The organism is Cypionkella sp. (assembly GCF_030652235.1).
In the GTDB taxonomy this organism is placed as follows: domain Bacteria; phylum Pseudomonadota; class Alphaproteobacteria; order Rhodobacterales; family Rhodobacteraceae; genus Cypionkella.
Genome location: NZ_JAUSBA010000018.1, coordinates 1 through 24,037, shown reverse-complemented (window position 1 = coordinate 24,037; position 24,037 = coordinate 1). Strand labels below are relative to the sequence as shown.

Sequence of the window (24,037 nt, the reverse complement as noted above, 5' to 3'; positions counted from 1 at the left end):
CCGATGCGGCGGAAAGCGGGTCGCGCGACCCTATGGGGTATCAAGCCTTGGTCTGTGGCGTTGCGCAAGGGATACCTTGATGGGTTTCGCGAAAGGAGTTTCTAGATTCTTGCGGGAAAGCCGCGGGCCGGCGGTCGGAGGGCGACGGTTTTGGATGCGGATGAGGGGCGGTCCCAACTCGGGACCTTTTTTATGTGTTTTGAAACAATGGGTTGGGGTAGTCGAATTAAGGATTTGTTAAGGATTGAGGGCAAGCGGTGGGTTGAAACCCCACCCTACGACTGGTTCCCTGTTGCTGAGGGGTTGAGAAAAGAGACTTAGGCTGCGGCAGAAAGCAGTTGCAGGATTTGCCTGCGAAGAGGGCGGGCTTTTGTTCTGGGCGCTGGTTGGTTACTCTGCCCCCATGTCAGCACCTCGATTCATCCATCTGCGCACCCATACCGAACATTCACTGTTGGAGGGGGCTGTGCCTGTGAAGGCGCTTTTGAAGCTTTGCGCGAAGCACGAGATGCCTGCGGTGGCGGTCACTGACAGCAATAACATGTTCGCGGCGCTGGAGTTTTCGGTTTACGCGAAAGACGCCGGGGTGCAGCCGATTGTGGGCTGTCAGGTCTCGGTGGCTTATGATCCGGTGGCGGCGGGCGAGAAGCTGAAGGCGGCGGCTTCGGTTGTGCTGCTGGCGCAGAATGAAGCCGGGTATATGAACCTGATGAAGCTGAACTCTTGTTTGTATATCGACAAGGGCGGGGCTTTGCCGGAAGTGACCGTCGCGGAGTTGGAGAAGTATTCGGCGGGGTTGATCTGTTTGACTGGCGGGGCGGATGGGCCGCTGGGGCGGCTGGTGCAGACGGCGCAAACCCCGAAAGCGCGGGTGCTGGTGGAGCGGTTGGCTGCGGCTTATCCGGGGCGGCTTTATATGGAGTTGCAGCGCCATCCCGGCGAGGGCGGGCGGCTGACCGATGCGGAAGCGGGCACCGAGCGGTGGTTTATTGAGACGGCTTACGCGTTGGAACTGCCGCTGGTGGCGACCAATGATGTCTATTTCCCCGCCGCCACGATGTATGAGGCGCATGATGCGCTGATCTGCATTGCCGAGGGGGCTTATGTTGATCAACAGCAGCCGCGGCGTAGGCTGACGCCGCAGCACTATTTCAAGTCTGAGGCCGAGATGGTGACTCTGTTCGCCGATCTGCCGGAAGCGGTGCAGAACACCGTGGAAATCGCGCGGCGCTGTGCGTTTGCGGCGTTCAAGCGCGCGCCGATCCTGCCGAAATTTGCCGATGATGAGGTGAACGAGTTGCGGCGGCAGGCCAATGCCGGGTTGCAGGCGCGGCTGGCGATTATTCCACATGCGGTGAGCGTCGAGGACTATCAGGCGCGGTTGGATTTTGAGCTTGGGATCATCGAGAAGATGGGGTTTCCCGGCTATTTCCTGATCGTGGCGGATTTTATCGGCTGGGCGAAGAAACAGCATATTCCGGTCGGGCCGGGGCGGGGATCGGGTGCGGGGTCATTGGTGGCTTATGCGCTGACGATCACTGATCTTGACCCTTTGCGTTATGCTTTGCTGTTTGAGCGGTTTTTGAACCCGGAGCGGGTGTCGATGCCCGACTTTGACATCGACTTCTGCATGGATCGCCGGGGCGAGGTTATTCAATACGTTCAAGCCAAATATGGCCGCGATAAGGTCGGGCAGATCATCACTTTTGGCGCTTTGTTGTCGAAGGCGGCGGTGCGCGATGTCGGTCGGGTGTTGCAGATGTCTTATGGGCAGGTGGACCGCTTGTCGAAGATGATCCCGGTGGAGGGGGTGAAGCCGGTCTCAATCACCAAGGCTTTGGCCGATGAGCCTCGGTTGCGGGAAGCGGCGAAGGAAGAAGTGGTCGCGCGGCTGCTGAATTACGGCGCGCAAATTGAGGGGCTGTATCGCAACGCCTCGACCCATGCCGCCGGGGTGGTGATTGGCGATCGCCCCCTGGATGAGTTGGTGCCGCTTTATCAAGACCCGAAGTCGGACATGCCTGCCACGCAGTTCAACATGAAATGGGTGGAGCAGGCCGGGCTGGTGAAGTTCGACTTCCTCGGGCTGAAGACGCTGACGGTGATCCAGAACGCGATTGATCAGATCAACAACGGCAACCGGGCGCTTAATCAATCCGCCGATGGTCGCGCGCTGTATGAGGCGAAACCGGGGGCCGAGAACGACATCGGGCTTATCCCACTGGACGATAAAGCGTCGTATGAGCTGTATGCGGCGGCGAAAACCGTGGCGGTGTTTCAGGTGGAATCCAGCGGCATGATGGATGCTTTGCGGCGGATGAAGCCGACCTGCATCGAGGACATCGTGGCTTTGGTGGCTTTGTATCGGCCCGGCCCGATGGAGAATATCCCGACCTATTGCGAGGTGAAGAACGGGCTGAAGGATCTGGAGTCGATCCATCCGACGATTGATCATATTCTGGCGGAAACCCAAGGGATTATCGTTTACCAAGAGCAGGTTATGCAGATTGCTCAGGTGATGGCGGGGTATTCTTTGGGCGGGGCGGATTTGCTGCGCCGCGCGATGGGTAAGAAGATCGCCGAGGAGATGGCAAAGGAGCGCCCCAAGTTTGTTGAGGGTGCCAAGAAGACCCATAATGTCGATGTAAAAAAGGCCGGTGAAGTCTTTGACTTGCTGGAGAAATTCGCCAACTACGGCTTTAACAAATCGCACGCGGCGGCTTATGCGGTGGTCAGCTATCAGACCGCTTGGCTGAAGGCGAACCATCCGGTGGAGTTCATGGCCGGGGTGATGAACTGCGATATTCATCTGACCGACAAGCTGGCGGTGTATAAGCGCGAAGTCGGCAAGCTGGGGATCAAGACGGTAGCGCCTTGTGTGAATGCGTCTTTGGCGACGTTCACGGTGCGCGATGGGGCTGTGGTCTATGCTTTAGGCGCGCTGAAGGGCGTGGGCGCGGATGCGATGGGGCTGATTGTAGCCGCGCGCGGCGAAAAACCGTTCGCGACCTTGTTCGATTTCGCCCGCCGGGTGGATATGAAGCGGGTTGGCAAGCGGCCGTTGGAGATGTTGGCGCGGGCTGGGGCGTTTGATGTGCTGGATGGCAACCGCGCGCGGGTGTTTGAGGCTCTGGATGCGTTGGTCGCCTATTCGGCGGCGATCCATGAGGCGAAATCGTCCAATCAGGTGAGTTTGTTTGGCGAGGCGGGGGCAGATATTCCCGAACCGCGATTGGCGTATCGCGATGACTGGCTGCCGGTGGAGCGGTTGACGCAAGAGCACCTGGCGATTGGGTTTTATCTGTCGGGCCATCCGCTGGATGATTACATGTCGGCGCTGAAACGGCGCGATGTATTGACGCTGACCGAAGTGACGCGGAAAGCCGAGCGTGGCATGTGCATTGCCAAGATTGCAGGCTCGGTGGCGTCGAAACAGGAGCGTAAATCGGCCAAGGGCAACCGCTTTGCTTTCGTGTCGCTGTCAGATCCGACCGGGCTTTATGAGGTCACGGTGTTTTCCGACACGCTGGAAGCCGCCCGCGATCTGTTGGAGCCGGGGATGAATGTGGTGCTGACGGTGAAGGCCGAGTTGGAAGGCGAGACGTTGAAACTGCTGGCCAATGCGGTGCAGCCGATTGATCAGGTGGCTGATGCGGCGGGGGCGCAGGCGTTGCGGATTCACTTGAACCGGGCCGAGGCGGCGGTGTCGATTGCGATACTGTTGGCCAAGGTGGAGGGCCGCAACAAGGCGCAAATTACCCTCTGTGTGCCCGATGATCAGGGCCGCGAGATTGATCTGATCCTGCCGCAAAGCTATCCGGTGACGGCGCAAATCAAGGGTGCGATCAAGGCGATGCAGGGCGTGGTGATGGTGGAAGAAGTGTGATGCTTCCACGTCTGACCCACCCATGAGCCGTGCCCAAGCTTGTGCGAAACCTCGCCGATGATGACGCTTTTGTGCGCAGAAAGGTCGAATCCATGCCAAATTCCTTCGAAAGAGAAAAAAATAGTTGTTTGCTGGATTGAATAAGTAAATATCTACGGAAATTGTCGTAATTAAGGGGCGGAATCAGCATGGACAGCATTTGGGACTACATGCTCATCGGGTTCATTGCGCAGTTGATTGATGGATCATTGGGCATGGGCTTTGGGGTGATCTCGTCTGCCGTGCTGCTGGCGCAGGGTGTGCCGCCGCCCTTGGTTTCGGCCTCGGTCAATGCGGCGAAACTGCCCACCGGGGGGACGGCGGCGCTGTCGAACCTGTATCATCGCAATATTGACTGGCGGATTGTCGGGGCACTGGCGGTGTTTGGGTCGATTGGTGGAATAGTTGGGGCGACGCTGCTGTCGGGGCTGAAGGGCCATGCTTTGCAGTATCTGGTCAACGGCTATCTGGTGCTGATGGGCAGCTATATCGTCTATCGTGGCATCTATGGCATCGCCGTCAAAGTGGTGAAAACCCGGCGGTTTCAGGCGATTGGCTTTGCGGGCGGCCTTATTGAGGGCATCGGCGGATCGTGGGGGCCGATTGTGAACACCGGGCTGCTCGGCTCGGGGGTGCAGTCGCGCTATGCGATTGGCTCGACGAATTTCTCGGAATTTATTGTCAGCTTCGTGGTGTTTACCGCGCTGGGCGTGGCGTATTATTTCGGCTGGTGGGGTGAGGAAACTGACTGGAGCCAAGTGCGGATGACAGTGTTCGGGCTGGCTTTGGGTGGCTTGCCTGCGGCGTTCTTTGGCGGATATCTGGCGAAGATGGCCCCGCGCAGGCCGCTTACGATTGCGGTCGGGCTGTTCGCGCTGGGCGTGGCGGTTTATCGGTTGGCGACGATGTAATCACCAATGCGCCCGTTACCAGTGAGGGGGGCGGACGTTGGCTTCGGGGGCTTGGCCGGGGCCTTCACGCTCGGCCTCTCGCTCGGCCAAAAGCTGGGTCAGGCGCAGCAAGCGGTCTAGGTCTTTCGACTGCCGGGCGACCACATCCGACAGGTCTTCGACGGCGCGGGTCAAATGGGCGATGCGTTCTTCTAGGGCTTCGGTGCGGTCCATATCGTCCCCTGCTTGCTGCGGATGCCCCCATCCGTTACACGGAGCGCGAGAAAAAGCGAAGGCTGTAAGCTATGGCAAATGACAAAACCCCCGCCCCGAAAGCGGCGCGCCGCCCGCGCGCGGAAACCCCGAAGGGCTTCCGCGATTACTTTGGCGCGGAGGTCACCGCCCGCAAGGCGATGCTGGACAAGATTGCCGAGGTTTATCATCGCTATGGCTTTGATCCGCTGGAGACTTCGGCGGTGGAAACCGTCGAGGCTTTGGGCAAGTTCCTGCCCGATGTGGATCGCCCGAATGAAGGTGTGTTTGGTTGGCAGGATGAAGATGCCGATTGGCTGGCGTTGCGCTATGACCTGACCGCGCCCTTGGCACGGGTGGCGGCGCAGTATCGCAACGACCTGCCATCGCCGTATCGGCGGTATGCGATGGGTCCGGTGTGGCGCAATGAGAAACCGGGACCGGGGCGGTTCCGGCAGTTTTATCAATGCGATGCGGATACGGTGGGGTCGGCGAGTGTGGCCGCCGATGCCGAGATTTGTGCGATGCTGTCGGATGCGTTGGAGATCGTGGGCATCCCGCGCGGTGACTATGTGGTGAAGGTCAACAACCGCAAGGTGCTGAACGGGGTGATGGAAGTCGCAGGGGTTTTGGACGCTTCTGACCCGGACCGGTTTTCGCGTGAGCGTGGTATTGTGCTTCGAGCGATTGATAAGATCGATCGGCTTGGGGAAGATGGCGTAATGTCATTGCTTACTTCTGGTCGTGAAGATGAGAGCGGCGATTTTACCGCAGGGGCGGGCCTAACGTCCCACCAAGCCGCAACAGTCATGACATTCGTGTCTGCTCCGCGTTCGATTGCTCGAGCAATTGCGGAAATTGAAGACAGCGGGCCAAGCCATCCAATGTTTGAGGCCTCGCTTTCTCCACATTTCCGAAATGCTACTACAATTGGATATTTGAGAAGCGTTGTAGGGCTTAGTCAAATAGGGCGAGACGGACTGGATGAGCTGGAGACAATCGCAACGCTCTTGAATGCGCAAGGCTACGGCCCCGACCGCATCGTCATCGACCCCGGCGTCGTGCGTGGCCTCGGTTACTACACGGGCCCGGTTTACGAGGCGGAACTGACCTTTGAAATCCTCGACGAGAAGGGCCGGAAGCGGTCGTTCGGCTCGGTTGCGGGCGGGGGGAGATATGACGATCTGGTCAAGCGCTTTACCGGACAGGCGGTGCCTGCGACTGGTGTCTCGATTGGGGTGGATCGGTTGCTGGCGGCATTGGCTGCTAAGGGGCGTGGGGCCTCGGACACGGCGGGGCCTGTCGTCGTGACGGTGATGGATCGTGACCGGATGGCGGATTATATGGGGATGGTGGGGGAGTTGCGCGCGGCTGGCATCCGGGCGGAGGTTTATCTCGGCAACCCTAAGCAATTCGGCAACCAGTTGAAATATGCCGATAAGCGGCAGTCGCCGATTGCGGTTATTCAGGGTGGGAACGAGGCCGAGAAGGGTGTTGTGATCCTGAAAGACCTGATTTTGGGCGCGAAGATTGCGCAATCTGCGACGCTGGAGGAATGGAAAGACCAGCCTGCGCAGGTGGAAGTGCCGCGCGGTGATCTGGTGGCGGCGGTGCGGAAGATGCTGGGGCAATGAGCCAGCCTGGCAACAAGGCGGCGATCCGGGCTGAGGCTTCGCTGCTGTTTGCGGCGTTTCAGGCGGCGGGGGCCGTGGCGGTTGAGGCGGATTTGCTGCTGCCGGCCGAGACTCTGCTGGATCTTTATGGCGAGGATATTCGGGCGCGGGCTTATGTCACCACCGACCCGTTGCGCGGCGAGATGATGCTGCGGCCGGATTTCACCGTGCCGGTGGTGCAGGCGCATATGGCCGATGGCGCGGACCCGGCGCGCTATTGCTACATGGGCGAGGTTTTCCGCAAGCAGGAACACTTGGGCAACCGGGCGAGCGAGTATTTGCAGGTTGGCTTTGAGGTGTTTGATCGCACGGCCCCCGAGGCGGCGGATGCCGAGGTGTTTGCGTTGTTTGCGGGGTTGGTCAGCGGGCTGGGTTTGCGTGCGGTGACGGGCGACATCGGCATCTTGATGGCGGCGGTGCGGGGGCTGGAGACGACCGAGCGGCGGCGGGCGGCGTTGTTGCGGCATATCTGGCGGCCAAAGCGGTTCCGGGCTTTGCTGGATCGGTTTGCCGGGCGGGCGGCGGTGCCTGCGGGGCGGGTGGCATTGTTGGAGCGGTTGGCGGGCGGTGCGCCTGACGAGTTGATCGCGCAGGCGGGGGCGTTCATTGGGCTGCGCGCGCCCGAGGATATTGCGGCGCGGGCGCAGGCGTTGATTGAGGATGCGCAGGCGGCACCGATCAAGGCCCCTGAAGCAGCGTTGCTGTACGATTTGTTGGGGCTGCAGGCCCCGGCCGGGGCGGCTTTGGGGCATTTGCGCGGGATTACCCCGATGTTGCCCGCGATTGCGCCTGCGGTGGATCGGTTTGCGCATAGGTTGGAAGCGCTGCGGGCGCGGGGTGTGGCGGTGGACACGCTGGCGTTTGAGGCGAGCCTTGGGCGGACCTCGATGGAATATTACGACGGCTTTGTGTTCAGCTTTCACGCGGACGGGATGCCTGCGGTGGCGACGGGCGGGCGGTATGATGCGCTGACGGCGGTGCTGGGGGCGGGGCGGTCTATTCCGGCGGTGGGCGGGATCATTCGGCCGCATCTTGTGGCGGCCTTGAAGGGGGCGATCTGATGTTGAAGATCGGGGTGCCCTCGAAGGGCCGGTTGATGGAAAAGACCTTCGAGTGGTTCGGCGCGCGCGGGGTTGCGATGCGGCAAACCGGGGCGGAGCGGGAGTATTCCGGCGCGGTTGAGGGCATTGACGGCGTGGAGCTGGTGATGCTGTCGGCGGGGGAAATCCCGCGTGAATTGGCGGCGGGGCGGATTCATCTGGGCGTGACTGGCAGTGACCTTGTGCGCGACAAGCTGGCGGATTGGGATGTGCAGGTGGCGGAGCTTTCGCCTTTGGGCTTTGGCCATGCCGATCTGATCATCGCGGTGCCAAGCTGCTGGATTGATGTCGATACGGTGGATGATCTGGACGCAGCGGCGGCGGCATTTCGCGCTGTGCATGGCTTTCGGTTGCGGATTGCCACCAAATATCATCGGCTGGTGCGCGAGTTTCTGACCGCGCAGGGCGTGGCGGATTATCAACTGGTCGACAGTCAGGGCGCGACTGAGGGCACAGTGAAGAACCTGACGGCCGAAGCGATTGCGGATATAACTTCGTCGGGCGAGACGCTGCGGGCGAACCATCTGAAAATCCTGTCTGACAGCGTGATCTTGCAAAGTCAGGCGGTGCTGTTTGCCAGCCGTGGGGCCGATTGGACGCAGGCGCGTGGCGTGCTGGAGCGGTTGGCGACGCAACTTGGTCTGATACTGCCGCGCATTTAAGCCGCTTGACCTTGGGGGGCGAAGGGTTAACTCTCACCCCTAACCTGAGGAGGCCCCCGTGCGCTATATTCTGCCGCTGATGCTGATGGCCTCGCCCGCGCTGGCGGCCGATTTGGCAAAGGGCGATGCGATTCGCGCGGCGCTGGTCGGCAATACCGTGACTGGCAGCATGGTGGCCTCGGGCGGCTATGCCGAGTTCTATGCCCCCGATGGCAGTTTGCACGCGGCGGACTACACCGGGGCTTGGGCGGTGAAGGGTGATAAAATGTGCTTCACCTATGGTCAAGACCCGGAAGTGTGCTGGTCGGTTGCGATCAGTGGCGCGCAGGTGATCTGGATGAGCGAAGCGGGCGAAGAAGGCCACGGCAAAATCAAACCGGGCAATCCCGGCGGCTGGTGATCAGGCCTCTGGCTTGGAAAGGGCCGACTTTTTGTTTACCCCAGATTTTTTGCTGACCCCAGATTTTTTGCTGACCAAAGCCACACCCAGACCCGCCAATGCCATGCCTGCCCATGCCAAGGGCGGCATCGCCTCGCCCAGCAGCGGCCATGCGAACAGGGCAGACAGCGCGGGCACAAGGTAGAACAGCGCCGAGACTCGGGCGACCTCTCCGGCACGGATCATTGCCAGCAAGAGGCTGATCGCAAGGATGGAATTGCCGATCACCAGATACCCGAGGATCAGCAGGAATTCGGGCGACCAGCGCACCGCCATGCCTTCGGTCAGGTAGGCGGCGGGCAGGGTGAAGGCGGCGCCGGTGGCGTATTGGATCAGGTTGGCGGTGATCGGGTGTTGGCTGACGCCGAAGCGTTTTTCATAAAGCGTGCCGCCTGTCATGCCCAACAGCGCGCCGAATGTAAGCAGGATGCCCCAGGGGTTTTCGGCCTGAAGGCTGGAGCGTGACAGGATGGCGATGGCTGCCCCTGCAAGGCCCAGAGCGAGGCCGATCCAGCCGAGGCGCGAGGTGGCTTCGCCGACGGTGTAAGGGGCTGCGAGGGCGACGAGAATCGGTTGCAGGCAGACGATGATCGCCACGCCGCCCGCCGAGACTCCGGATTTAAACGCGATGCAGCAGAGGCCGAAGTAGACGACTTGGATCAAAAAGCCGGTGATGGCGACATCGGCCCAAGCGCGTTTGGTTTTCGGCAGTGGCGGCCGGAGGATCAGCGCGAGCGGCAGCAGCAGGGCCAGAACGCAACTGTAGCGTAAGGCCAGTAGGGTGAGGGGTTCTGCATGTTGCAGGCCAAGTTTGGCGATGCCGAAGCCGCCGGACCACAGCAGCAAAAACAGGACGGGAGCGGCGACAAGCCAGAGCGGGCGTTTGATCATATCTGGGTTGTGGCGCGGATTTTGGGGGAAGGGAAGGGTGGAGGTGGTGGAATTTGGGGTTTCACACCCCCAAACCCCGTGGAGTATTTGGGCCAATGTGAAAGCAAATTTTAGTCAAATTGGACGGGTTAGCGCAGGCCGATTTCTGCCAAGGCGGCGGCGAGGGCTGGCGGCAGGGTATCGTCTTGGACGCGGGTTTTCGGCAGGTCACGCGGCGATTCGGCGGGATCGAGGTAGCGCCAGCCTTGAAACGGGCGGCGCAGGGCGTTTTCGGTGCGGATGAGTTCCGCGTCGAGCACCAGGGCACAGCGCAGGATGCCGTCTTGGCCGCGACGCTCGGCGAGGCCGACAAGGCGCTGGCGGGCTTGGATCACGCCTTTGATCACCCAGTAGAGCGAGCCCCCGTTTAGGATTTCTTCCTCGCGCTTTGGCCACATCCTTGTGACATGTTCGGTGGTGCCGGGTGCCCAAACATGGGCATGGGCGCGGTGCCATTGGGTGAGGTCATCGACCGACTCGGTTCCGACGCTGAGTTTTAGGATGTTGAGCGCCATGAGTCCCTCGAACTTTGAGGATGTAGAATAGAGCTAAATCTGGTAGGCTCAAGGCTTGCTCGTTCAAATGTGTTGTGCTGGACACAATATGCCAGATGGGCATTCTGTCGCCTTGCCCGCCGCGTCGGTTGCCGTTAACAGTCACCCCTTATTCGATGCCCCCACAGGAAGGACCGCCCTCATGTCGCGATTTGCAGCCCCTATTGCCGAGCAGATTTGGGACATGAAATACCGCCTAAAGGCGCAGGATGGTACGCCGATTGATGGATCAGTTGAAGACAGCTGGCGGCGAATCGCCCGGGCTTTGGCTGAGGTTGAGGCGGAACCTGCGGTTTGGGAGGAGCGGTTCTATGCCGCCTTGGAAGGTTTCAAATATCTGCCAGCCGGTCGGATCACCGCAGGTGCTGGCACAGGCCGCAATGTCACGATGTTCAACTGCTTTGTTATGGGCACTGTGCCCGACAGCATGGGCGGAATTTTTGATGCGCTGAAAGAAGCCGCGCTGACGATGCAGCAGGGTGGCGGCATTGGCTATGACTTCAGCACGATCCGGCCGCGTGGGGCGGAAGTGAAGGGTGTGGCTGCGGATGCCTCTGGGCCACTCTCGTTCATGGATGTGTGGGATGCGATGTGTCGCACCATCATGTCGGCGGGGTCGCGTCGCGGGGCGATGATGGCGACGATGCGCTGCGATCACCCGGATGTGGAAGCGTTTATCGAAGCCAAGAAGGATGCCGCCCGGCTGCGGATGTTCAACCTTTCAGTGCTGATCACCGATCCGTTCATGGATGCGGTCAAGGCCGATGGGTCTTGGGATTTGGTGTTTCAGGGCCGGGTCTACCGCACTTTGCAAGCGCGCGATCTGTGGAACAAGATCATGCGCAACACCTATGATTTTGCCGAACCCGGCGTGATTTTCATCGACCGCATCAACAAGGCCAACAATCTGGGCTATTGCGAGACGATTGCCGCCACCAACCCCTGCGGGGAGCAGCCATTGCCGCCTTATGGCGCGTGTTTGCTGGGGTCGATCAACATGCCGACGCTGGTGGCGGGGGCGTTTACCAAGGGTGCCAAGCTGGATCTGGTGGCGCTGGATGATCTGGTGCGGTTGGCCGTGCGGATGATGGATAACGTGGTGGATGCCAGCCGCTTTCCGTTGCCAGAGCAGCAGGCTGAGGCGAAAGCGAAGCGGCGGATTGGGCTGGGCGTGACTGGGCTGGCCGATGCTTTGCTGATGGTCGGCTTGCGCTATGGCTCGGTTGAGGCCGCCCGCCAGACCGAGGATTGGATGCATGCGATTGCGCGGGCGTCTTATTTGGCGTCTGTCGATCTGGCCAAGGAAAAGGGTGCGTTTCCGCTGTTTGAGGCCGAGCCGTATCTCGCATCGGGCAATATGATGCAGATGGATGATGACGTGCGCGATGCAATCCGCACGCATGGGATTCGCAATGCCCTGCTGACCTCGATTGCGCCGACCGGGACGATTTCTTTGTATGCAGGGAACGTGTCGAGCGGGATTGAGCCGGTGTTTGCCTATGCCTACACCCGCAAAGTTCTGCAAAAAGACGGCTCGCGGACCGAGGAAGAAGTCGTCGATTACGCAGTGCGGTTGTGGCGGGAATTGAAGGGTGATGCGGCGTTGCCGGATTACTTTGTCAACGCGCAGACCCTGCCGCCCTTGGACCATGTGCGGATGCAGGCGGCGGCGCAGAAGTGGATCGACAGCTCGATTTCCAAGACGATCAACTGCCCGGAAGACATCAGCTTTGAGGCGTTCCAAGAGGTCTATATGGCCGCTTGGGATCAGGGTTGCAAAGGCTGCACGACATACCGGCCCAATGCGGTGACAGGGTCGGTGCTGACGGTTTCGGAAAGCACGGATCAGGTTCCGGCTGAGGCGCCCGCGATGGTTGCGGGCGGCGAGGTGGTGTATCTGACCGACCCGCTGGACCGTCCTGCGGCGCTGGAGGGGCAGACCTATAAGGTGAAATGGCCGGGGTCCGAGCACGCGCTTTATATCACCATCAATGACATCATCATTGCCGGGCATCGGCGGCCGTTTGAGGTGTTTATCAACTCGAAGAATATGGAGCATTTCGCCTGGACCGTGGCTTTGACGCGGATGATCTCGGCGGTGTTCCGGCGTGGCGGGGATATCTCGTTTGTGGTCGAGGAGCTGAAAGCCGTGTTCGATCCGCGTGGCGGGGCTTGGATGGAGGGACGGTATATTCCGTCTATTCTGGCGGCGATCGGTGGGGTGATTGAGCGGCATCTGGTCTCGATTGGCTTCATCGAGGGTGAGGGAATGGGGCTGAAAACCGACCCGCAGATGCAGGTGATGGCTGTGGGAGAGCGGCCCAAGGGCAAGGCTTGCCCAAGCTGTGGTGGCTATGCCTTACAGATGAAAGAGGGCTGCATGACCTGTTCGGATTGCGGTCATTCTAAATGTGGCTGAGGGCCAAATGCGGCTAAGGTGATTGTTTCGACAGCCGAACCTTGGCCAAACTGGCTGAATAGTTGTCCACCTGCGCGGTCATTTTTGTCCACCTCGCCATAAGCCGTTGAATTTGCAAGAATCGTCAGACGCCGTCCCGAGGGGCGGCGTTCTGCATTTCGGGGGGTGGTGGCGCTTGAGGGCGACTTGACCAAGAGCCGGATCGCGGTCTTCTTGGCCCGACGAGACGGCGGCGGAACGTTCCCTTTGGACATGGCCTTCACGGCTGACCGGGAAGAGCGGCTGACGTTTCCGTAACTGCAACAGGCGAACGGGCTGGCGGAGTGCGATGCTGGCCAGACAGGGAAGGTCCAGTATGAAACGCTCCAGCGGCTCGAATGCCCTCCGTTCCGCACTAGCCATCCCGCATATGAACGGCCCGCCCCGCAGCTGAACTCCGTCCCCCACCGACACCAAGAGTGATCCGCGATCTTGCCGCGGGCCGTTCCCGCTTGCCTTCAACGATGGACCATCCCATGACACCCAACGACCGAACGACCCTCGACCAGTTCCTTCTGGCGATCAATTCAGCAGAGGCCGGACCCTCCGCAGCCGACATTGCGACTGCACCAAGGCTTGAGCTCTGGCGACCGATGCTGAGCCGGTACGGCATGCCGATCCTCTGGGGCCGCGCGTCTGGCCACCCCCGCCTCGGCGATGACATGATCACGACCTCGGCGCTGATCGCGCTGGATGCCGAGGCCGGTTGGGCCCGCTCTTTGAGCCGCTGGTATCAGCTTGGCACGGCATTCGGCCAGGTCGAGAAAAATCTGGTGCGCGATCTCGAAAAGATCGACTTGGCGGTCGGCGTGATTGTATTCGACCTGCCGGGGTACACCCCGCTCAACGATTCTGAACTGCTTGCCCGCTTGCTGGCCACCCGCATCGACAGCATCCGACGCCTTTCGAGGGCCGCGCGTCAGGACTGACGTCCGACATAATTGCACTCCACACATCAATCCGTACGGGCGCCAACCGCCCGGCGGGCTCATCATGCCGAGAGAAATATAATGCGCCGCATCCCCTTCATCGACGCCGCCTTCCCTGACCCTAATATGTCGCGAACCCGGATCGAGCAACGTTTGGCGCGACATCAGCATGGCCTGCTCGCACGGAAGGCCGGTCTGGAGTTCCCAAAGCAGCAAAACGACGCGACCGAGGGTCAGCTCGAGGCTATCACCCGCCACATCGAGATACCGTGGAAGAAGTCGCAGCGCATCGCCCGGAGGGCCGCCTCTATCAGCGCATGCGCCAGCCAGCGGTCGCCGCTGGGCCGCATGAAGACCGAGGACCGCAAGCGTCTGGACGTTTTGCACAATGGCGTCGAATTGGTCGCTCTCCCGTCCGAACACCGCGCCGACGAGATCGCGGCAGAACTTCATGACGGCTTCCCGTGGCTGGGTAGGGCCACCGAGGAGATATGGCACAGTCTGCGGCGCTCGGTGCAGACCGGCGAGTCAGGCATCCGTATTCGCCCGCTGCTGCTTGTCGGACCACCGGGGATAGCCAAGAGCCATTGGGCCAGACAGCTCGCCCACCTGATTGGTGTGCCGGGCATGACCCTGGAGGCAACAGCCGAGAACGCTAGCTTCGGTCTGGTGGGCAGCCAGCGTGGTTGGGGCAATGCCGCGCCGGGTCGGCTGATGAAGCTGATCCTTGCAAGGTTGGTTGCCAACCCCGTCGTCATTGTCGACGAGGTCGAGAAAGCCGGACTTGCTAAATCCAACAAAGGCCAAAGCTTCTCCCTGACCGATGCGCTGCTGCCGTTGCTTGAGCCGATGACGGCACGGACGTGGAGCTGTCCCTACTTCGAGGTGGGCTTCGATATGAGTTGGATCGCTTGGATACTGACCGCGAACGACTGGCGACATCTGCCCGAACCGCTGCTCAGCCGGTGTCCGCCGATGCAATTGCAAGGGCCATCAAATGCGCAACGCCTCGCCTTCGCTCGACGCCAAGGCGCAACGCGCGGCCTCTCCGACGCATCGGTCGAGGCGATCTGCGCAACACTCGACTGGGCGGTGGCCCAGGGCCACCAGCCAGATCTGCGCAGAGTTATCCGGCTGTTGGAAAACGCCGAGAGACTGTAGCGGAGGCCGCCTCTTCAGTAGCCATCATAAAAAGAGGATCGGGATACCGGCGCGACGACGACCGGTGTCACGGAGATCCTCAACTTCGCCATCGGCGGGTGACCTTCGACATCTAAACACCGACTTATCGACAAAAGACGGTGTTTCGCGCCGAGTGCGGCGTCAGGCTGGAAAGTGATGCGCGCCTCGATGAGCGGCCTACTGGACGAGGCGGTTCCTGAAGACGTGTTGGCAAAGGTACGTTGAGAGGATGCTGGTCGCCGCGTCTTTCAAGGGGAAGACTGCTTCAGTGACGCATGTTATGCGACGATGTCTTTTATGTGTACGGGCGCCCCTGACTTTAGCGATAGGGTTGCGGCCTCAGCCATCGCAAGGGCGGCGACACCGTCCGCAAGTGTCACTGGCAGGGCAGATCCAGCGTCAACTGCTGTGACGAAGGCGGCCCATTCGGCACGATAAGCGGGCATATAACGCTCAAGGAAGAAATAGGTCGGCTTGGCCCCGGTTACCCCCGCAGTGGTCGATTTCACGACGGTGTTTTCCAGCATGTTCTGCGCCTGCAGCAATCCTTCAGAACCCAGCAGTTCAACGCGTTGATCATAGCCATAGACGGCGCGGCGAGAGTTCTTGATGACGGCAATGCTTCCGTCTGCGTAGGACAGAGTGACGACTGCGGTGTCAACATCGCCAGCCGCACCGATGGCTGGGTCAACAATGCAAGATCCCGTTGCCGAGACGCTGACCGGAACCGCGCCAAAGATGAAGTTGGCCATATCGAAGTCGTGGATCATCATGTCGCGGAACAACCCACCCGATACCTTGATATAGGCCACCGGCGGCGGGGCAGGATCGAATGAAGTGATCGAAAGAAGTTCGGCCTTGCCGATTTCGCCCTTGTCTAAGGCCGCCTTCAATGCCGAAAAGTTCGGGTCAAAGCGGCGGTTGAAGCCGATCATCACCGGACGGCCGTTGCTGGCCACGACTTTCTGGCAGGCCTGCGCACGGGCCAAAGACAAGTCCACCGGCTTTTCACACAACACGGCCTTGCCTGCTGCTGTGGCGCTTTCGATCAAGTCCGAATGGGTATCGGTCGACGTGGCAATCAGTACGGCGTTGATGGATGTGTCAGCCAGAATGGCATCGGTCGTGCGCACCTCTGCGCCATACTCTGCGGCCAGTTTGGCAGCGGCATCTGCATTGATGTCAGACACCGCAACAAGGCGCGAACCGGGGTTGGTCGAAATGGCGGTGGCATGGACGCCGGCAATACGGCCTGCGCCAAGAAGGGCTACGTTCAGCATTTTATGTCCTTGAAGTTAAAGGCCCAGATCGGCCTTGAAAGCGGAAAACTCAGCGTCGACCATGGCGACGTTGTGACGGGGTTCGGGATATTGGCCTGCGTTTACGTCAGCGATGAACTCGGCAAACGCAGCCACACGTTCGGTCTGCAGCCGGGCATATTCGGCGGCGAAGTTGCGGTAGGTTTTGGCGTGGCGCGGCTTGTGGCCGTCGGTGCAGCCCAGAACATCCTCGGCGAACAGGTATTGGGCGTCGGCACCGGGGCCAGCCCCCATGCCCAGCATGATCATCGGGGTGTTTTGGGAAATAATCTCGCCCAGGCGGTCGGGAACAACCTCCAACTCAGCCCCAAAGCAACCGATGGCTTCCAGTTGCTTGACGTGGTCCCACACGGCGCGGGCCTCATCAGCCGTCTTGCCAACCGCGCGCCAGCCAGTCCAAGTGATGTAACTGGGGATCAGGCCAACATGTGCGACCACCGGCATGTGGTTGTCGCACATCGCTTTCTGAATAGCCAAGGAGGCAGCGCAATAAAAACAGTCACCTCCCATCGCGGTGAACTTGAACGCCTCGCGCAAGTAATCTTCCGCCGTCGCCAGCCCGCCGTAGGGGCCGAAGGGCAGGCCCACCTGCACGAAACACTTGCCCGCTGCCTCGCGCATTTCTGGCGTGAAGAAGCGGCTTTCGATGGACAGCATATGGATGCCCGCGGCATCCGCCGCCGCCGCTTCGTCCAGCGAGGTGACGTAAAGCATCGAAATCTTCTGCCCTCGCGCCTTCATGGCGCGCATGTCGTGGACGGTAGGGCGGTTTGCTTTGTGGACCATAACTACACCGTAAATGCGTTGCGGAAGGCTTTCAAAGCCAACTCTTCATCACCCGCCGCATTGGCCTCCATGCCCACAGGGCCGGAATAGCCCATGGCTTTCAGAGCCTTGGCAATGCCTGGATAGTTGATCTCTCCGGTGCCCGGTTCACACCGGCCCGGATTGTCGGCGACTTGCACTTCGCCGATCCACGGCAGGCAGGCCTCGCACCAACGGATTAGATCGCCCTCGCCTATCTGGGTATGGTAAAGGTCCAGATTGATACGCAACTGCGGACGGTTGACCGCCGACACCAGCGCCAGCACATCGGCGGTAGACCCGAACGGGCAACCGGGGTGGTCGATGGGGTTCAGGTTTTCAAGAGTGAACACTTGGCCCCCTGCATCTGCCAGATCGCAGATGCGGTGCAGCGTGTCGCGGGCGCGCTGTTCCATACCAGGGGCAAAAGACCCGATCTGCGGAATTGGGATGCCCATATCGCCAAGCCCCGTGCCATGCAGGTTCAACCGATGCACGCCCAGCCGCTTGCCTACGGCGGCAGTCTCGGCGGCAGAAGCCAGCAGCATCGCGCAGCCGTCGGCATCGGTCAGACGGCCCTGCAGATAGCCATTCATAATAGTGAACGTCGCACCAGTTGCTTCCAACTTAGCCAAGTCCCAAGCGGGCCAGTTCCACAGGCCGACGCCAAAGCCCATCTCATTCAGACGCGACGCCCGCCACTCGATGGGCCGGTCGCGCCACAGCATTTCCGCGCAGGCAGCAAGTTGGAATGTCATGTCAAATCTCGATATAAACAGAGCCGTCTTCAACTTTGACAGCAAAGGTTTTCAGGTTGATGCAGGCTGGGGCGGTTTTGGCCTCGCCCGTGCGATAGTCAAAAGTCGCGCTGTGCTTGGGGCATTCGACGCGGCCTTCCATCACCAGACCATCGCAAAGATGCACCTTTTCGTGGCTGCAAATGCCGTCCATGGCATGAAAGGTATCGTCTTCGCTGCGGATGATGATGAAGGTCTGCGTGCCGTGATCAAAGCGGATCAGATCATCCGGATCGATATCTGTCGTGGCGCAGGCGCGTATCCAGTTTGTCATGTGTCAGATCCGTTGTTGGGGCCCCGGCCCGCGTGGAGGTCGGGCCGGGGCAAGGTCGGGGCCGGGGAGAAATCCGACTTGCCGACGGGGAGAGCTTAGGCCGCAGGCGGGGGCGGGTGGCCGCCATGGCTGTTCATGTAGATTTCAATCTCGGCTTCAAGACTGGCCATGCTGGCTCCACCCGCCATCAGATCGGTGATTTCCTCGCGGGTTTTCTCGCCCTTGTGGAAATCGGCCGCGACAGCGCCGCGGATCAGCACGGCAAAGTGATCGCCAACTGCCATCGCGTGCATGACCTGATGGGTGATGAAAATCACCGCCAACCCGCGCCGTTTCGCCTCGTTCACGATCCGCAGAACGTGGGTGGCCTGCTTGACGCCAAGGGCCGCCGTGGGTTCGTCCAAAATCAGCACGCGGGCACCGAAATGCACCGCCCGCGCGATGGCAAGCGACTGACGTTCCCCGCCCGACAGACCGCCGACGAGCCGGTCGCCGTCGTCAATCCGCGTGATGCCAAAGTCGCGCACGGCTTTGACGGCGATGTCATTGGCACCTTTGCGGTCGTAAACCTTGAACGGCCCCCAGCCTTTGGTCTTCTCGACGCCCACGAAAAAGCTGCGCCCGATGGACATTAAGGGGAATGTGCCGCCGAACTGATGAACTGTGGCGATGCCTTTGTCGGACGCAGCGCGCGGGGTGGGCAGGGTGATGGTGGCCCCGTCGATCTCGATGTGCCCGTTGGTGGGTTGGTGCACGCCCGACATAAGCTTGATCAACGTCGATTTGCCCGCGCCGTTATCGCCCAGAAGGCACAGCACTTCGCCTGCGTGAACCTCTAGCGTGATGTCGTGCAGCACGTCGATGGGGCCGAAAGATTTGTTGACGCCGCGCAGGGCAAGGATTGGGGCGGCCATCACTTGGCCCCTTTCTTTGGCGCATAAGACAGCGCCATCTGACGGAAGGTGTTGTTCATCAAAACTGCACCGAGCAGCAGCACTCCGATGATCAGCGACGACCAGTTGCGGTCAAAATCAGTGTAGTAAATACCTTGGGTCACAATCGCGAAGGTGATGGTGCCAAAGAAGATCCCGATCACCGATCCAAAGCCGCCGGTCAGCAATACGCCCCCCACCACAACCGAAATGATCGAGTTGAAGATGAACGACTGCCCGCCTGCGACTTGGGCCGAGTTGTAAAGCATCGCCTGACACATGCCGACAAAGGCGGCACTTGTGGATGACAGCACGAACAGGACCATTGTCAGGCGTTCGGTCGGGATACCGGCGTTGCGGGCGGACACCTTGTCGCCGCCCATGGCGAAGATCCAGTTTCCGAAAGGTGACAGGTGGACGTAAAAGACATAGAGCGCGGTCAGCCCCAGCCACCACAGCACCATAACCTGCATCTGGCCACCCATAACGAAATCGCCAAACATCGCCTTGGCGACGCCTTCAGTTTTCAGCGCAACGCTGGTGGATTTGGTGATCAACACTGTCAGGCCCAGAACGATGCCTTGGACCGCAAACAGGCTGCCAAGGGTCACGATCAGCGATGGCACGGCGGTGCGGATGACCAGAAAGCCGTTCACCAGCCCGACGATGACGCCGAAAGACAGCGACGCGGCGATGCCGATCCAGATCGGTAGGCCGTAGTGACCTGAGATCACCGCAACGGTCAGCGCGCCAAAGGGCACCATGGCACCCACTGAAATGTCCAACTCTCCGGCGATCATCAGTAGGCCCAAGGGAATGGCGATGACGCCAAGATTGGCCGCGACGTTCAACCAGCTGGCCATGCCCGCAGGTTTCAAAAAGGTCAGGCCGCCAAAGATAGCGAAAAAGATCAAAACCGCGATCAGACCGAGGGCTGCCCCGGCTTCGGGTCGGCGCGCAAGGGCACCAAAAGAGAAATTGCGAAGCATGATGGCCCCCGGAATGGCTGCGGAATAAGGGTCCGGCCTGCGGATGTGCAGGCCGGACCGATCGTCAGATCAGCGCGCGCCCTTGGCGACACCGGCCAGCGTGGCCTCGATGTTTGACGCATCCACGATGCCCGGACCGGTCAGAACCGGGAAAACCGGCAGATCTGTGCCAAAGTCGATGGCGGATGCCAGCATGCTGACCGCCAGGAACGACTGCAGGTAGGGCTGCTGGTCAATCGCAAAGGCTTGGGTGCCGCCCTTGATCCGGTCCAGACCGGCCTGGTTCATGTCAAACGAGCCCAGCATCGCGGGGGTTGCCTGACCTGCCTGAGCCACAGCGATAGCTGCGCTGTCCGCATCGCCTGCCGAGATGGTGATCACACCGTCGATTGTGGCGTCCTTGATCAGTTCGGCCTTGATGGCTTCGGCCACAGCCGTCGCATCGCCAAAGCTGGTGGTCGGCAGCGGCAGTTGCACGCCCTTGCCACCAGCAGCCACCGCACCCTCGATTACGCCTTTGCAGCGGGCTTCAGTGTTCGCCGCACCCGGCAGAGTGTTGATGCACAGAACGTTCTTTTTGCCTGCTTTGCCGAAATACTCGCCACCGGCCAGACCGGCTACATATTCGTCAGAGCCGACATAGTTGATCGCGCCCAACTCTGTCGCTTTGTCTGCGCCGCCTGCGTTCATCAGGATCACGGTGATGCCAGCCGCAATCGCGTCTTTGATCGCCGGATCTTCAGCTTCTGGCACCCAGTTCGGGATCACGAGACCATCGACTTCCATCGAAATCGCGGTGCGGATCAGTTGCACAACGTCAGGGGCGAAGTTGTCATAATTCACCAGACGCAGGTAGTTGACGGTGCCGCCATTGGCCACAACGCCGGGGGTTGCATCGTCGATGCCCTTTTTGATGATGTTCCAGAACGCATCATCGTTCGAACCGCCGATGACAGCGATATCTGCAGCCATTGCCGCACTTGCGCTGCTGACCAGTGCAGTAGTGGCCAAAACCTTGGCAAGTGTTTTCAGAAAAGTCATGTGTCGTATCCTCCCTTTGTCCGCCATTTTTTGACGGGTTTCCGTTGCGTAAAACTCCATCTCCCGCCTCCTCGCGGGGGATGGTCCGTGTCATTCTGAGATCAGCCGCGCGCCGCCTTGGCGTTCATCCGGGCCTTCTTTTTCTGAAAACGTGCATCCATACGGGCTTCGGCCTCTTTGGTGCCGTCGTGCCAATAGCCGAACCATTTATCCAATGGGATCAGGCCGTCGCCGCCGTAGTTCACTTCGAAATGCTTGTGGTGCAGGTAGTGGGCATAGGCGTGGCTGTCCAACGCGACGTCCTCGCTGATCTCCAGCTTGTCAAAACCGATATGGCCGTTGATCGCGCCAAAGCCCGCGGAGTGCAGCTGGAACAGCGCGATGATCGGATTGGACGGAATGATCAGGTGCCAGAATGCGACAGCATGATACAGAAAACCCTCCACCGGATGCATTGAAAGAGATGACCAAGGGCTGGGGTTGATCGAGTTGTGGTGGACCGAATGGACCCATTTATATAGAATGGGCGTGTGGATCAGGCGGTGGATGCAGAAAAAATGCACCTCATGAATAACCGGAACCATCAGGGTAAGTGCTGCCAGATAAACCGGTTGATCTGCCCAAGTCAGCCACGGCACATAACCCACGGCATAGGCATGTAGAAACAACACCTCGACCAGAGTCCACAGCGGGATCGAAAAGAAGAAAGACCGCAGGAAATTATCGATGTTCTGGCTTTTGAACCAAAAGACATCGGACGGGTTGTCAGCCGGGAATTTACCGTTGAACTTGAACCGCGTGGCCTGCTTGCGTTTGACATACCAGAACAGCTCAACCGAGCCGTACATCACGAAAATCGCAGCAGCGTTCACGGCAAACAGCCACAACGCCCAGCCAAAGCTTAGGGTCTTCATCGTCTCCACATCGGGGATCACATAATACCAATACAGCAGTGTGGTGACCATGTGGAACGTGTTCCATGGCCAGATGTAGCCGATCAGGAACTTCAGGAACTTCGACAGGTTGAACGGCCAAGCCCAACTGGAAGCGATCTCCAACGGGGTAGCGGGTGCCCAGTCACCACGCTTGTTACGCGTCCCGAATTTCAGATCATCCATCCCAGCCTCCCCAACATCAAGGCAACCGCCCAGTCTTCATGCACACCACCAAATGCCGTTGTCACAAGGCATCGAAACACTCTTCGAGCCGCGGCAAGCGGTCGGTCAAGGTTCGTGATGATCGGTGTTAGTCCCCTTTGCGGCACCTATCAGATCGCTGACAGGCATCGCTTTCTTCCCGTCCTCAGACTGGCATCTTGACGTAGATCAAATCAAGATGCGATGATGTGTCACGGGCTATTTCGTCTCATCATGTCAGGATGGGGGTGAAATTTGACATGAAATGATATGAGGCTTCGATGACCCGCCCAACGATCCCAGATCTTGCAAAGGCCGCAGGCGTATCGGTTGCCACAGTGAACCGCGTCCTTGCGGGCACCGAAAAAGTCCGTATGCCGACCCGGTTGCTGGTGCAGGAAGCCGCAGAAAAGATTGGTTTTTACGGACTTGGCACTATTCAGGCCAAAGTGTCCGCCAGCCGTCCGCGCTATCGCTTTGGCTTTCTTTTGTTGCAACCGCATCGCCAATTTTACCAAAGCTGTGCAGCGGCTATTCGCGATGCGGCAGCCAGCGTTTCAGAGGCAGGCTTCGATGTCGATGTCCGCATTGAGTTTCTGGAGGATCTGTCGCCTCAGAATACCGCTGCCCGCGCATTGGCATTGGGCGACGAATGCGATTCGATCTGCATCACCTCTGCCGTCCACCCTGTTGTCATACAAGCCGTCGAAACCTTGCAGCACCGGGGTCTGCCGGTCTTTGCCCTGATTTCGCAGCTTTCGGCGGCTGGTCTGGTGCATTATGTCGGGCTCGACAACTGGAAGGTCGGACGCACCTCGGCATGGGCCATTGAGAACCTCTGCAAGAAACCCGGCAAGATAGGTATCCTGATGGGGAACCCTCGCTATCGTAATCAAGAAATGAATGAGTCGGGGTTTCGGTCCTACTTCCGCGAACACGCCCCCGATTTCACCCTGCTGGAGCCGCTGTCGACCTTTGAATCCGCCGCCGTTGCCGAAGAAATGACCGATAGGCTTTTGACACAGAATCCCGACCTGACCTCTTTGTTCGTGTCAGGCGGCGGCGTAACAGGGGCCATGGCGTCGCTTCGGGCTTCGGGCCGCGCATCTGACCTCGTTGTCGTCGCCTATGACTTGATGGACAGCACCCGCGCCGGGCTGCTTGATGGAACTTTGAAGGTGGTGATCGCCCACCCCTTGCGCCAAGTAGCGGACGCATTGATCAGTGGTATGGTCCGCGCCACGCGTTCGCCGCAAGATGGCGTAAATCACACGAAGATCGTGCCTTTTCAAATATATACACGCGAAAATATCTGATGCTCACTTTCAATTCCGTGGAACTGTAACATCAATAGGCATGGCCTTTGACGCTCCAAGCTGACAGTGCTTGCGCTGCCGTTGCTGACGAGTTTTGATTACTGCAAACGTGGCATGTCAACGCCACGTCAACCCGCATATGCCGATTTGGCGCGGTCGGTATGGGTGGAACCACGCCAATGTCCGTCGCTGTGGGAATGAAAAATGCGCGAAATTAAAGGCTCGCGCCGTAAGTTGTTGAATTACCTAAGCTATTGTAATCGCTGGGGTTTTGGATCATAACCTGAAGGTCACAGTGTTGATTTGCACTGAGAAGTGACCCGGGTTTTTCATCGAGAATTGACCCACCTTTGATTATGGATTTTGGGTCATGCTTGGGTCAAGGGCGAGTTTCACTCCTTCTTTTTTTGGGCTGCAGCGGCTGAGCTTGCCTTG

General features: G+C 59.7%; 21 protein-coding genes. 10 read left to right on the top strand and 11 right to left on the bottom strand.

What is annotated here, in order from left to right; genetic code table 11:
* Positions 1–403 precede the first annotated feature (403 nt).
* Entirely contained in the window at positions 404–3,886 is a 3,483-nt protein-coding gene (dnaE, locus tag Q7V03_RS04660) for a DNA polymerase III subunit alpha (protein WP_304924442.1), read from the top strand.
* A gap of 188 nt (positions 3,887–4,074) precedes the next feature.
* Complete coding sequence (locus Q7V03_RS04655; protein ID WP_304924441.1) at positions 4,075–4,836, top strand: sulfite exporter TauE/SafE family protein; 762 nt, start codon at positions 4,075–4,077, stop codon at positions 4,834–4,836.
* 15 nt (positions 4,837–4,851) lie between these two features.
* Here the strand turns inward: Q7V03_RS04655 and Q7V03_RS04650 are convergent, their stop codons facing one another.
* Positions 4,852–5,049 carry a SlyX family protein gene (locus tag Q7V03_RS04650; RefSeq protein ID WP_054005744.1) on the bottom strand — a complete coding sequence of 66 codons (198 nt, stop codon included), beginning with the start codon at positions 5,047–5,049 and terminating at the stop codon, positions 4,852–4,854.
* A gap of 71 nt (positions 5,050–5,120) precedes the next feature.
* Between Q7V03_RS04650 and hisS the strand changes: the two genes are divergently transcribed.
* From hisS to Q7V03_RS04630, 4 genes are read left to right on the top strand one after another with little or no spacing between them, the layout of a single operon-like run.
* Positions 5,121–6,701: a histidine--tRNA ligase gene (gene hisS / locus Q7V03_RS04645; protein ID WP_304924440.1), complete on the top strand. Its 1,581-nt coding sequence runs from the start codon at positions 5,121–5,123 to the stop codon at positions 6,699–6,701.
* Entirely contained in the window at positions 6,698–7,801 is a 1,104-nt protein-coding gene (locus tag Q7V03_RS04640) for an ATP phosphoribosyltransferase regulatory subunit (RefSeq protein ID WP_304924439.1), read from the top strand. Before hisS ends, Q7V03_RS04640 begins: the two co-directional genes overlap by 4 nt.
* Positions 7,798–8,502 (top strand): ATP phosphoribosyltransferase, encoded by a 705-nt coding sequence (hisG, locus tag Q7V03_RS04635; RefSeq protein WP_304924572.1) that lies wholly within the window; start codon positions 7,798–7,800, stop codon positions 8,500–8,502. The genes Q7V03_RS04640 and hisG overlap by 4 nt, the downstream gene beginning before the upstream one ends.
* A 58-nt stretch (positions 8,503–8,560) precedes the next feature.
* Positions 8,561–8,902: a hypothetical protein gene (locus tag Q7V03_RS04630; RefSeq protein WP_304924438.1), complete on the top strand. Its 342-nt coding sequence runs from the start codon at positions 8,561–8,563 to the stop codon at positions 8,900–8,902.
* Here Q7V03_RS04630 and Q7V03_RS04625 read toward each other — a convergent pair whose 3' ends face one another.
* Both Q7V03_RS04625 and Q7V03_RS04620 read right to left on the bottom strand, forming a co-directional pair.
* Positions 8,903–9,832 carry a DMT family transporter gene (locus Q7V03_RS04625; RefSeq protein ID WP_304924437.1) on the bottom strand — a complete coding sequence of 310 codons (930 nt, stop codon included), beginning with the start codon at positions 9,830–9,832 and terminating at the stop codon, positions 8,903–8,905.
* Positions 9,833–9,960: 128 nt separating this feature from the next.
* Positions 9,961–10,386 carry a DUF1489 family protein gene (locus tag Q7V03_RS04620; protein ID WP_304924436.1) on the bottom strand — a complete coding sequence of 142 codons (426 nt, stop codon included), beginning with the start codon at positions 10,384–10,386 and terminating at the stop codon, positions 9,961–9,963.
* 181 nt (positions 10,387–10,567) lie between these two features.
* Between Q7V03_RS04620 and Q7V03_RS04615 the strand changes: the two genes are divergently transcribed.
* The 3 genes from Q7V03_RS04615 to Q7V03_RS04605 all read left to right on the top strand — a co-directional run bounded on the left by Q7V03_RS04615 (position 10,568) and on the right by Q7V03_RS04605 (position 14,973).
* A complete protein-coding gene (locus tag Q7V03_RS04615) occupies positions 10,568–12,844 on the top strand; it encodes an adenosylcobalamin-dependent ribonucleoside-diphosphate reductase (RefSeq protein ID WP_304924435.1) in 2,277 nt (758 codons plus the stop codon).
* 515 nt (positions 12,845–13,359) lie between these two features.
* The gene (locus tag Q7V03_RS04610; RefSeq protein WP_304924434.1) at positions 13,360–13,812 is read left to right on the top strand and encodes a DUF6634 family protein; all 453 of its coding nucleotides are present in this window, start codon (positions 13,360–13,362) and stop codon (positions 13,810–13,812) included.
* Between the two features lie 81 nt (positions 13,813–13,893).
* Positions 13,894–14,973, top strand: coding sequence for an AAA family ATPase (locus Q7V03_RS04605; RefSeq protein ID WP_304924433.1), 1,080 nt, complete (start codon positions 13,894–13,896; stop codon positions 14,971–14,973).
* 299 nt (positions 14,974–15,272) lie between these two features.
* Here the strand turns inward: Q7V03_RS04605 and iolG are convergent, their stop codons facing one another.
* The 8 genes from iolG to Q7V03_RS04565 all read right to left on the bottom strand — a co-directional run bounded on the left by iolG (position 15,273) and on the right by Q7V03_RS04565 (position 22,268).
* Positions 15,273–16,274 (bottom strand): inositol 2-dehydrogenase, encoded by a 1,002-nt coding sequence (iolG, locus tag Q7V03_RS04600; protein ID WP_304924432.1) that lies wholly within the window; start codon positions 16,272–16,274, stop codon positions 15,273–15,275.
* Between the two features lie 15 nt (positions 16,275–16,289).
* Entirely contained in the window at positions 16,290–17,099 is an 810-nt protein-coding gene (locus tag Q7V03_RS04595; RefSeq protein ID WP_304924431.1) for a 3-methyl-2-oxobutanoate hydroxymethyltransferase, read from the bottom strand.
* Positions 17,100–17,101: 2 nt separating this feature from the next.
* Positions 17,102–17,875: a TIM barrel protein gene (locus tag Q7V03_RS04590; protein ID WP_304924430.1), complete on the bottom strand. Its 774-nt coding sequence runs from the start codon at positions 17,873–17,875 to the stop codon at positions 17,102–17,104.
* Position 17,876: 1 nt separating this feature from the next.
* Entirely contained in the window at positions 17,877–18,188 is a 312-nt protein-coding gene (locus tag Q7V03_RS04585) for a MocE family 2Fe-2S type ferredoxin (protein ID WP_304924429.1), read from the bottom strand.
* Between the two features lie 95 nt (positions 18,189–18,283).
* Positions 18,284–19,102 carry an ATP-binding cassette domain-containing protein gene (locus Q7V03_RS04580; protein WP_304924428.1) on the bottom strand — a complete coding sequence of 273 codons (819 nt, stop codon included), beginning with the start codon at positions 19,100–19,102 and terminating at the stop codon, positions 18,284–18,286.
* Positions 19,102–20,109: an ABC transporter permease gene (locus tag Q7V03_RS04575; protein WP_304924427.1), complete on the bottom strand. Its 1,008-nt coding sequence runs from the start codon at positions 20,107–20,109 to the stop codon at positions 19,102–19,104. Before Q7V03_RS04575 ends, Q7V03_RS04580 begins: the two co-directional genes overlap by 1 nt.
* Positions 20,110–20,178: 69 nt before the next feature.
* Positions 20,179–21,150: a substrate-binding domain-containing protein gene (locus Q7V03_RS04570; RefSeq protein ID WP_304924426.1), complete on the bottom strand. Its 972-nt coding sequence runs from the start codon at positions 21,148–21,150 to the stop codon at positions 20,179–20,181.
* A 101-nt stretch (positions 21,151–21,251) separates the two neighbouring features.
* Complete coding sequence (locus Q7V03_RS04565; protein ID WP_304924425.1) at positions 21,252–22,268, bottom strand: sterol desaturase family protein; 1,017 nt, start codon at positions 22,266–22,268, stop codon at positions 21,252–21,254.
* Positions 22,269–22,567: 299 nt separating this feature from the next.
* Between Q7V03_RS04565 and Q7V03_RS04560 the strand changes: the two genes are divergently transcribed.
* Entirely contained in the window at positions 22,568–23,602 is a 1,035-nt protein-coding gene (locus Q7V03_RS04560; RefSeq protein ID WP_304924424.1) for a LacI family DNA-binding transcriptional regulator, read from the top strand.
* The last annotated feature ends 435 nt before the right edge of the window (positions 23,603–24,037 follow it).

Excerpts from the sequence above, each read along its gene's own strand:
- Q7V03_RS04615 (WP_304924435.1), top strand. The coding sequence starts at position 10,568 with ATGTCGCGATTTGCAGCCCCTATTGCCGAGCAGATTTGGGACATGAAA.
- Q7V03_RS04565 (WP_304924425.1), bottom strand. The coding sequence starts at position 22,268 with ATGGATGATCTGAAATTCGGGACGCGTAACAAGCGTGGTGACTGGGCA.
- Q7V03_RS04605 (WP_304924433.1), top strand. The coding sequence starts at position 13,894 with ATGCGCCGCATCCCCTTCATCGACGCCGCCTTCCCTGACCCTAATATG.
- Q7V03_RS04625 (WP_304924437.1), bottom strand. The coding sequence starts at position 9,832 with ATGATCAAACGCCCGCTCTGGCTTGTCGCCGCTCCCGTCCTGTTTTTG.
- Q7V03_RS04585 (WP_304924429.1), bottom strand. The coding sequence starts at position 18,188 with ATGACAAACTGGATACGCGCCTGCGCCACGACAGATATCGATCCGGAT.
- Q7V03_RS04580 (WP_304924428.1), bottom strand. The coding sequence starts at position 19,102 with ATGGCCGCCCCAATCCTTGCCCTGCGCGGCGTCAACAAATCTTTCGGC.
- Q7V03_RS04590 (WP_304924430.1), bottom strand. The coding sequence starts at position 17,875 with ATGACATTCCAACTTGCTGCCTGCGCGGAAATGCTGTGGCGCGACCGG.
- iolG (WP_304924432.1), bottom strand. The coding sequence starts at position 16,274 with ATGCTGAACGTAGCCCTTCTTGGCGCAGGCCGTATTGCCGGCGTCCAT.
- Q7V03_RS04620 (WP_304924436.1), bottom strand. The coding sequence starts at position 10,386 with ATGGCGCTCAACATCCTAAAACTCAGCGTCGGAACCGAGTCGGTCGAT.
- dnaE (WP_304924442.1), top strand. The coding sequence starts at position 404 with ATGTCAGCACCTCGATTCATCCATCTGCGCACCCATACCGAACATTCA.
- Q7V03_RS04595 (WP_304924431.1), bottom strand. The coding sequence starts at position 17,099 with ATGGTCCACAAAGCAAACCGCCCTACCGTCCACGACATGCGCGCCATG.
- Q7V03_RS04655 (WP_304924441.1), top strand. The coding sequence starts at position 4,075 with ATGGACAGCATTTGGGACTACATGCTCATCGGGTTCATTGCGCAGTTG.
- Q7V03_RS04650 (WP_054005744.1), bottom strand. The coding sequence starts at position 5,049 with ATGGACCGCACCGAAGCCCTAGAAGAACGCATCGCCCATTTGACCCGC.
- Q7V03_RS04575 (WP_304924427.1), bottom strand. The coding sequence starts at position 20,109 with ATGCTTCGCAATTTCTCTTTTGGTGCCCTTGCGCGCCGACCCGAAGCC.
- hisS (WP_304924440.1), top strand. The coding sequence starts at position 5,121 with ATGGCAAATGACAAAACCCCCGCCCCGAAAGCGGCGCGCCGCCCGCGC.
- Q7V03_RS04640 (WP_304924439.1), top strand. The coding sequence starts at position 6,698 with ATGAGCCAGCCTGGCAACAAGGCGGCGATCCGGGCTGAGGCTTCGCTG.
- Q7V03_RS04610 (WP_304924434.1), top strand. The coding sequence starts at position 13,360 with ATGACACCCAACGACCGAACGACCCTCGACCAGTTCCTTCTGGCGATC.
- Q7V03_RS04570 (WP_304924426.1), bottom strand. The coding sequence starts at position 21,150 with ATGACTTTTCTGAAAACACTTGCCAAGGTTTTGGCCACTACTGCACTG.
- Q7V03_RS04560 (WP_304924424.1), top strand. The coding sequence starts at position 22,568 with ATGACCCGCCCAACGATCCCAGATCTTGCAAAGGCCGCAGGCGTATCG.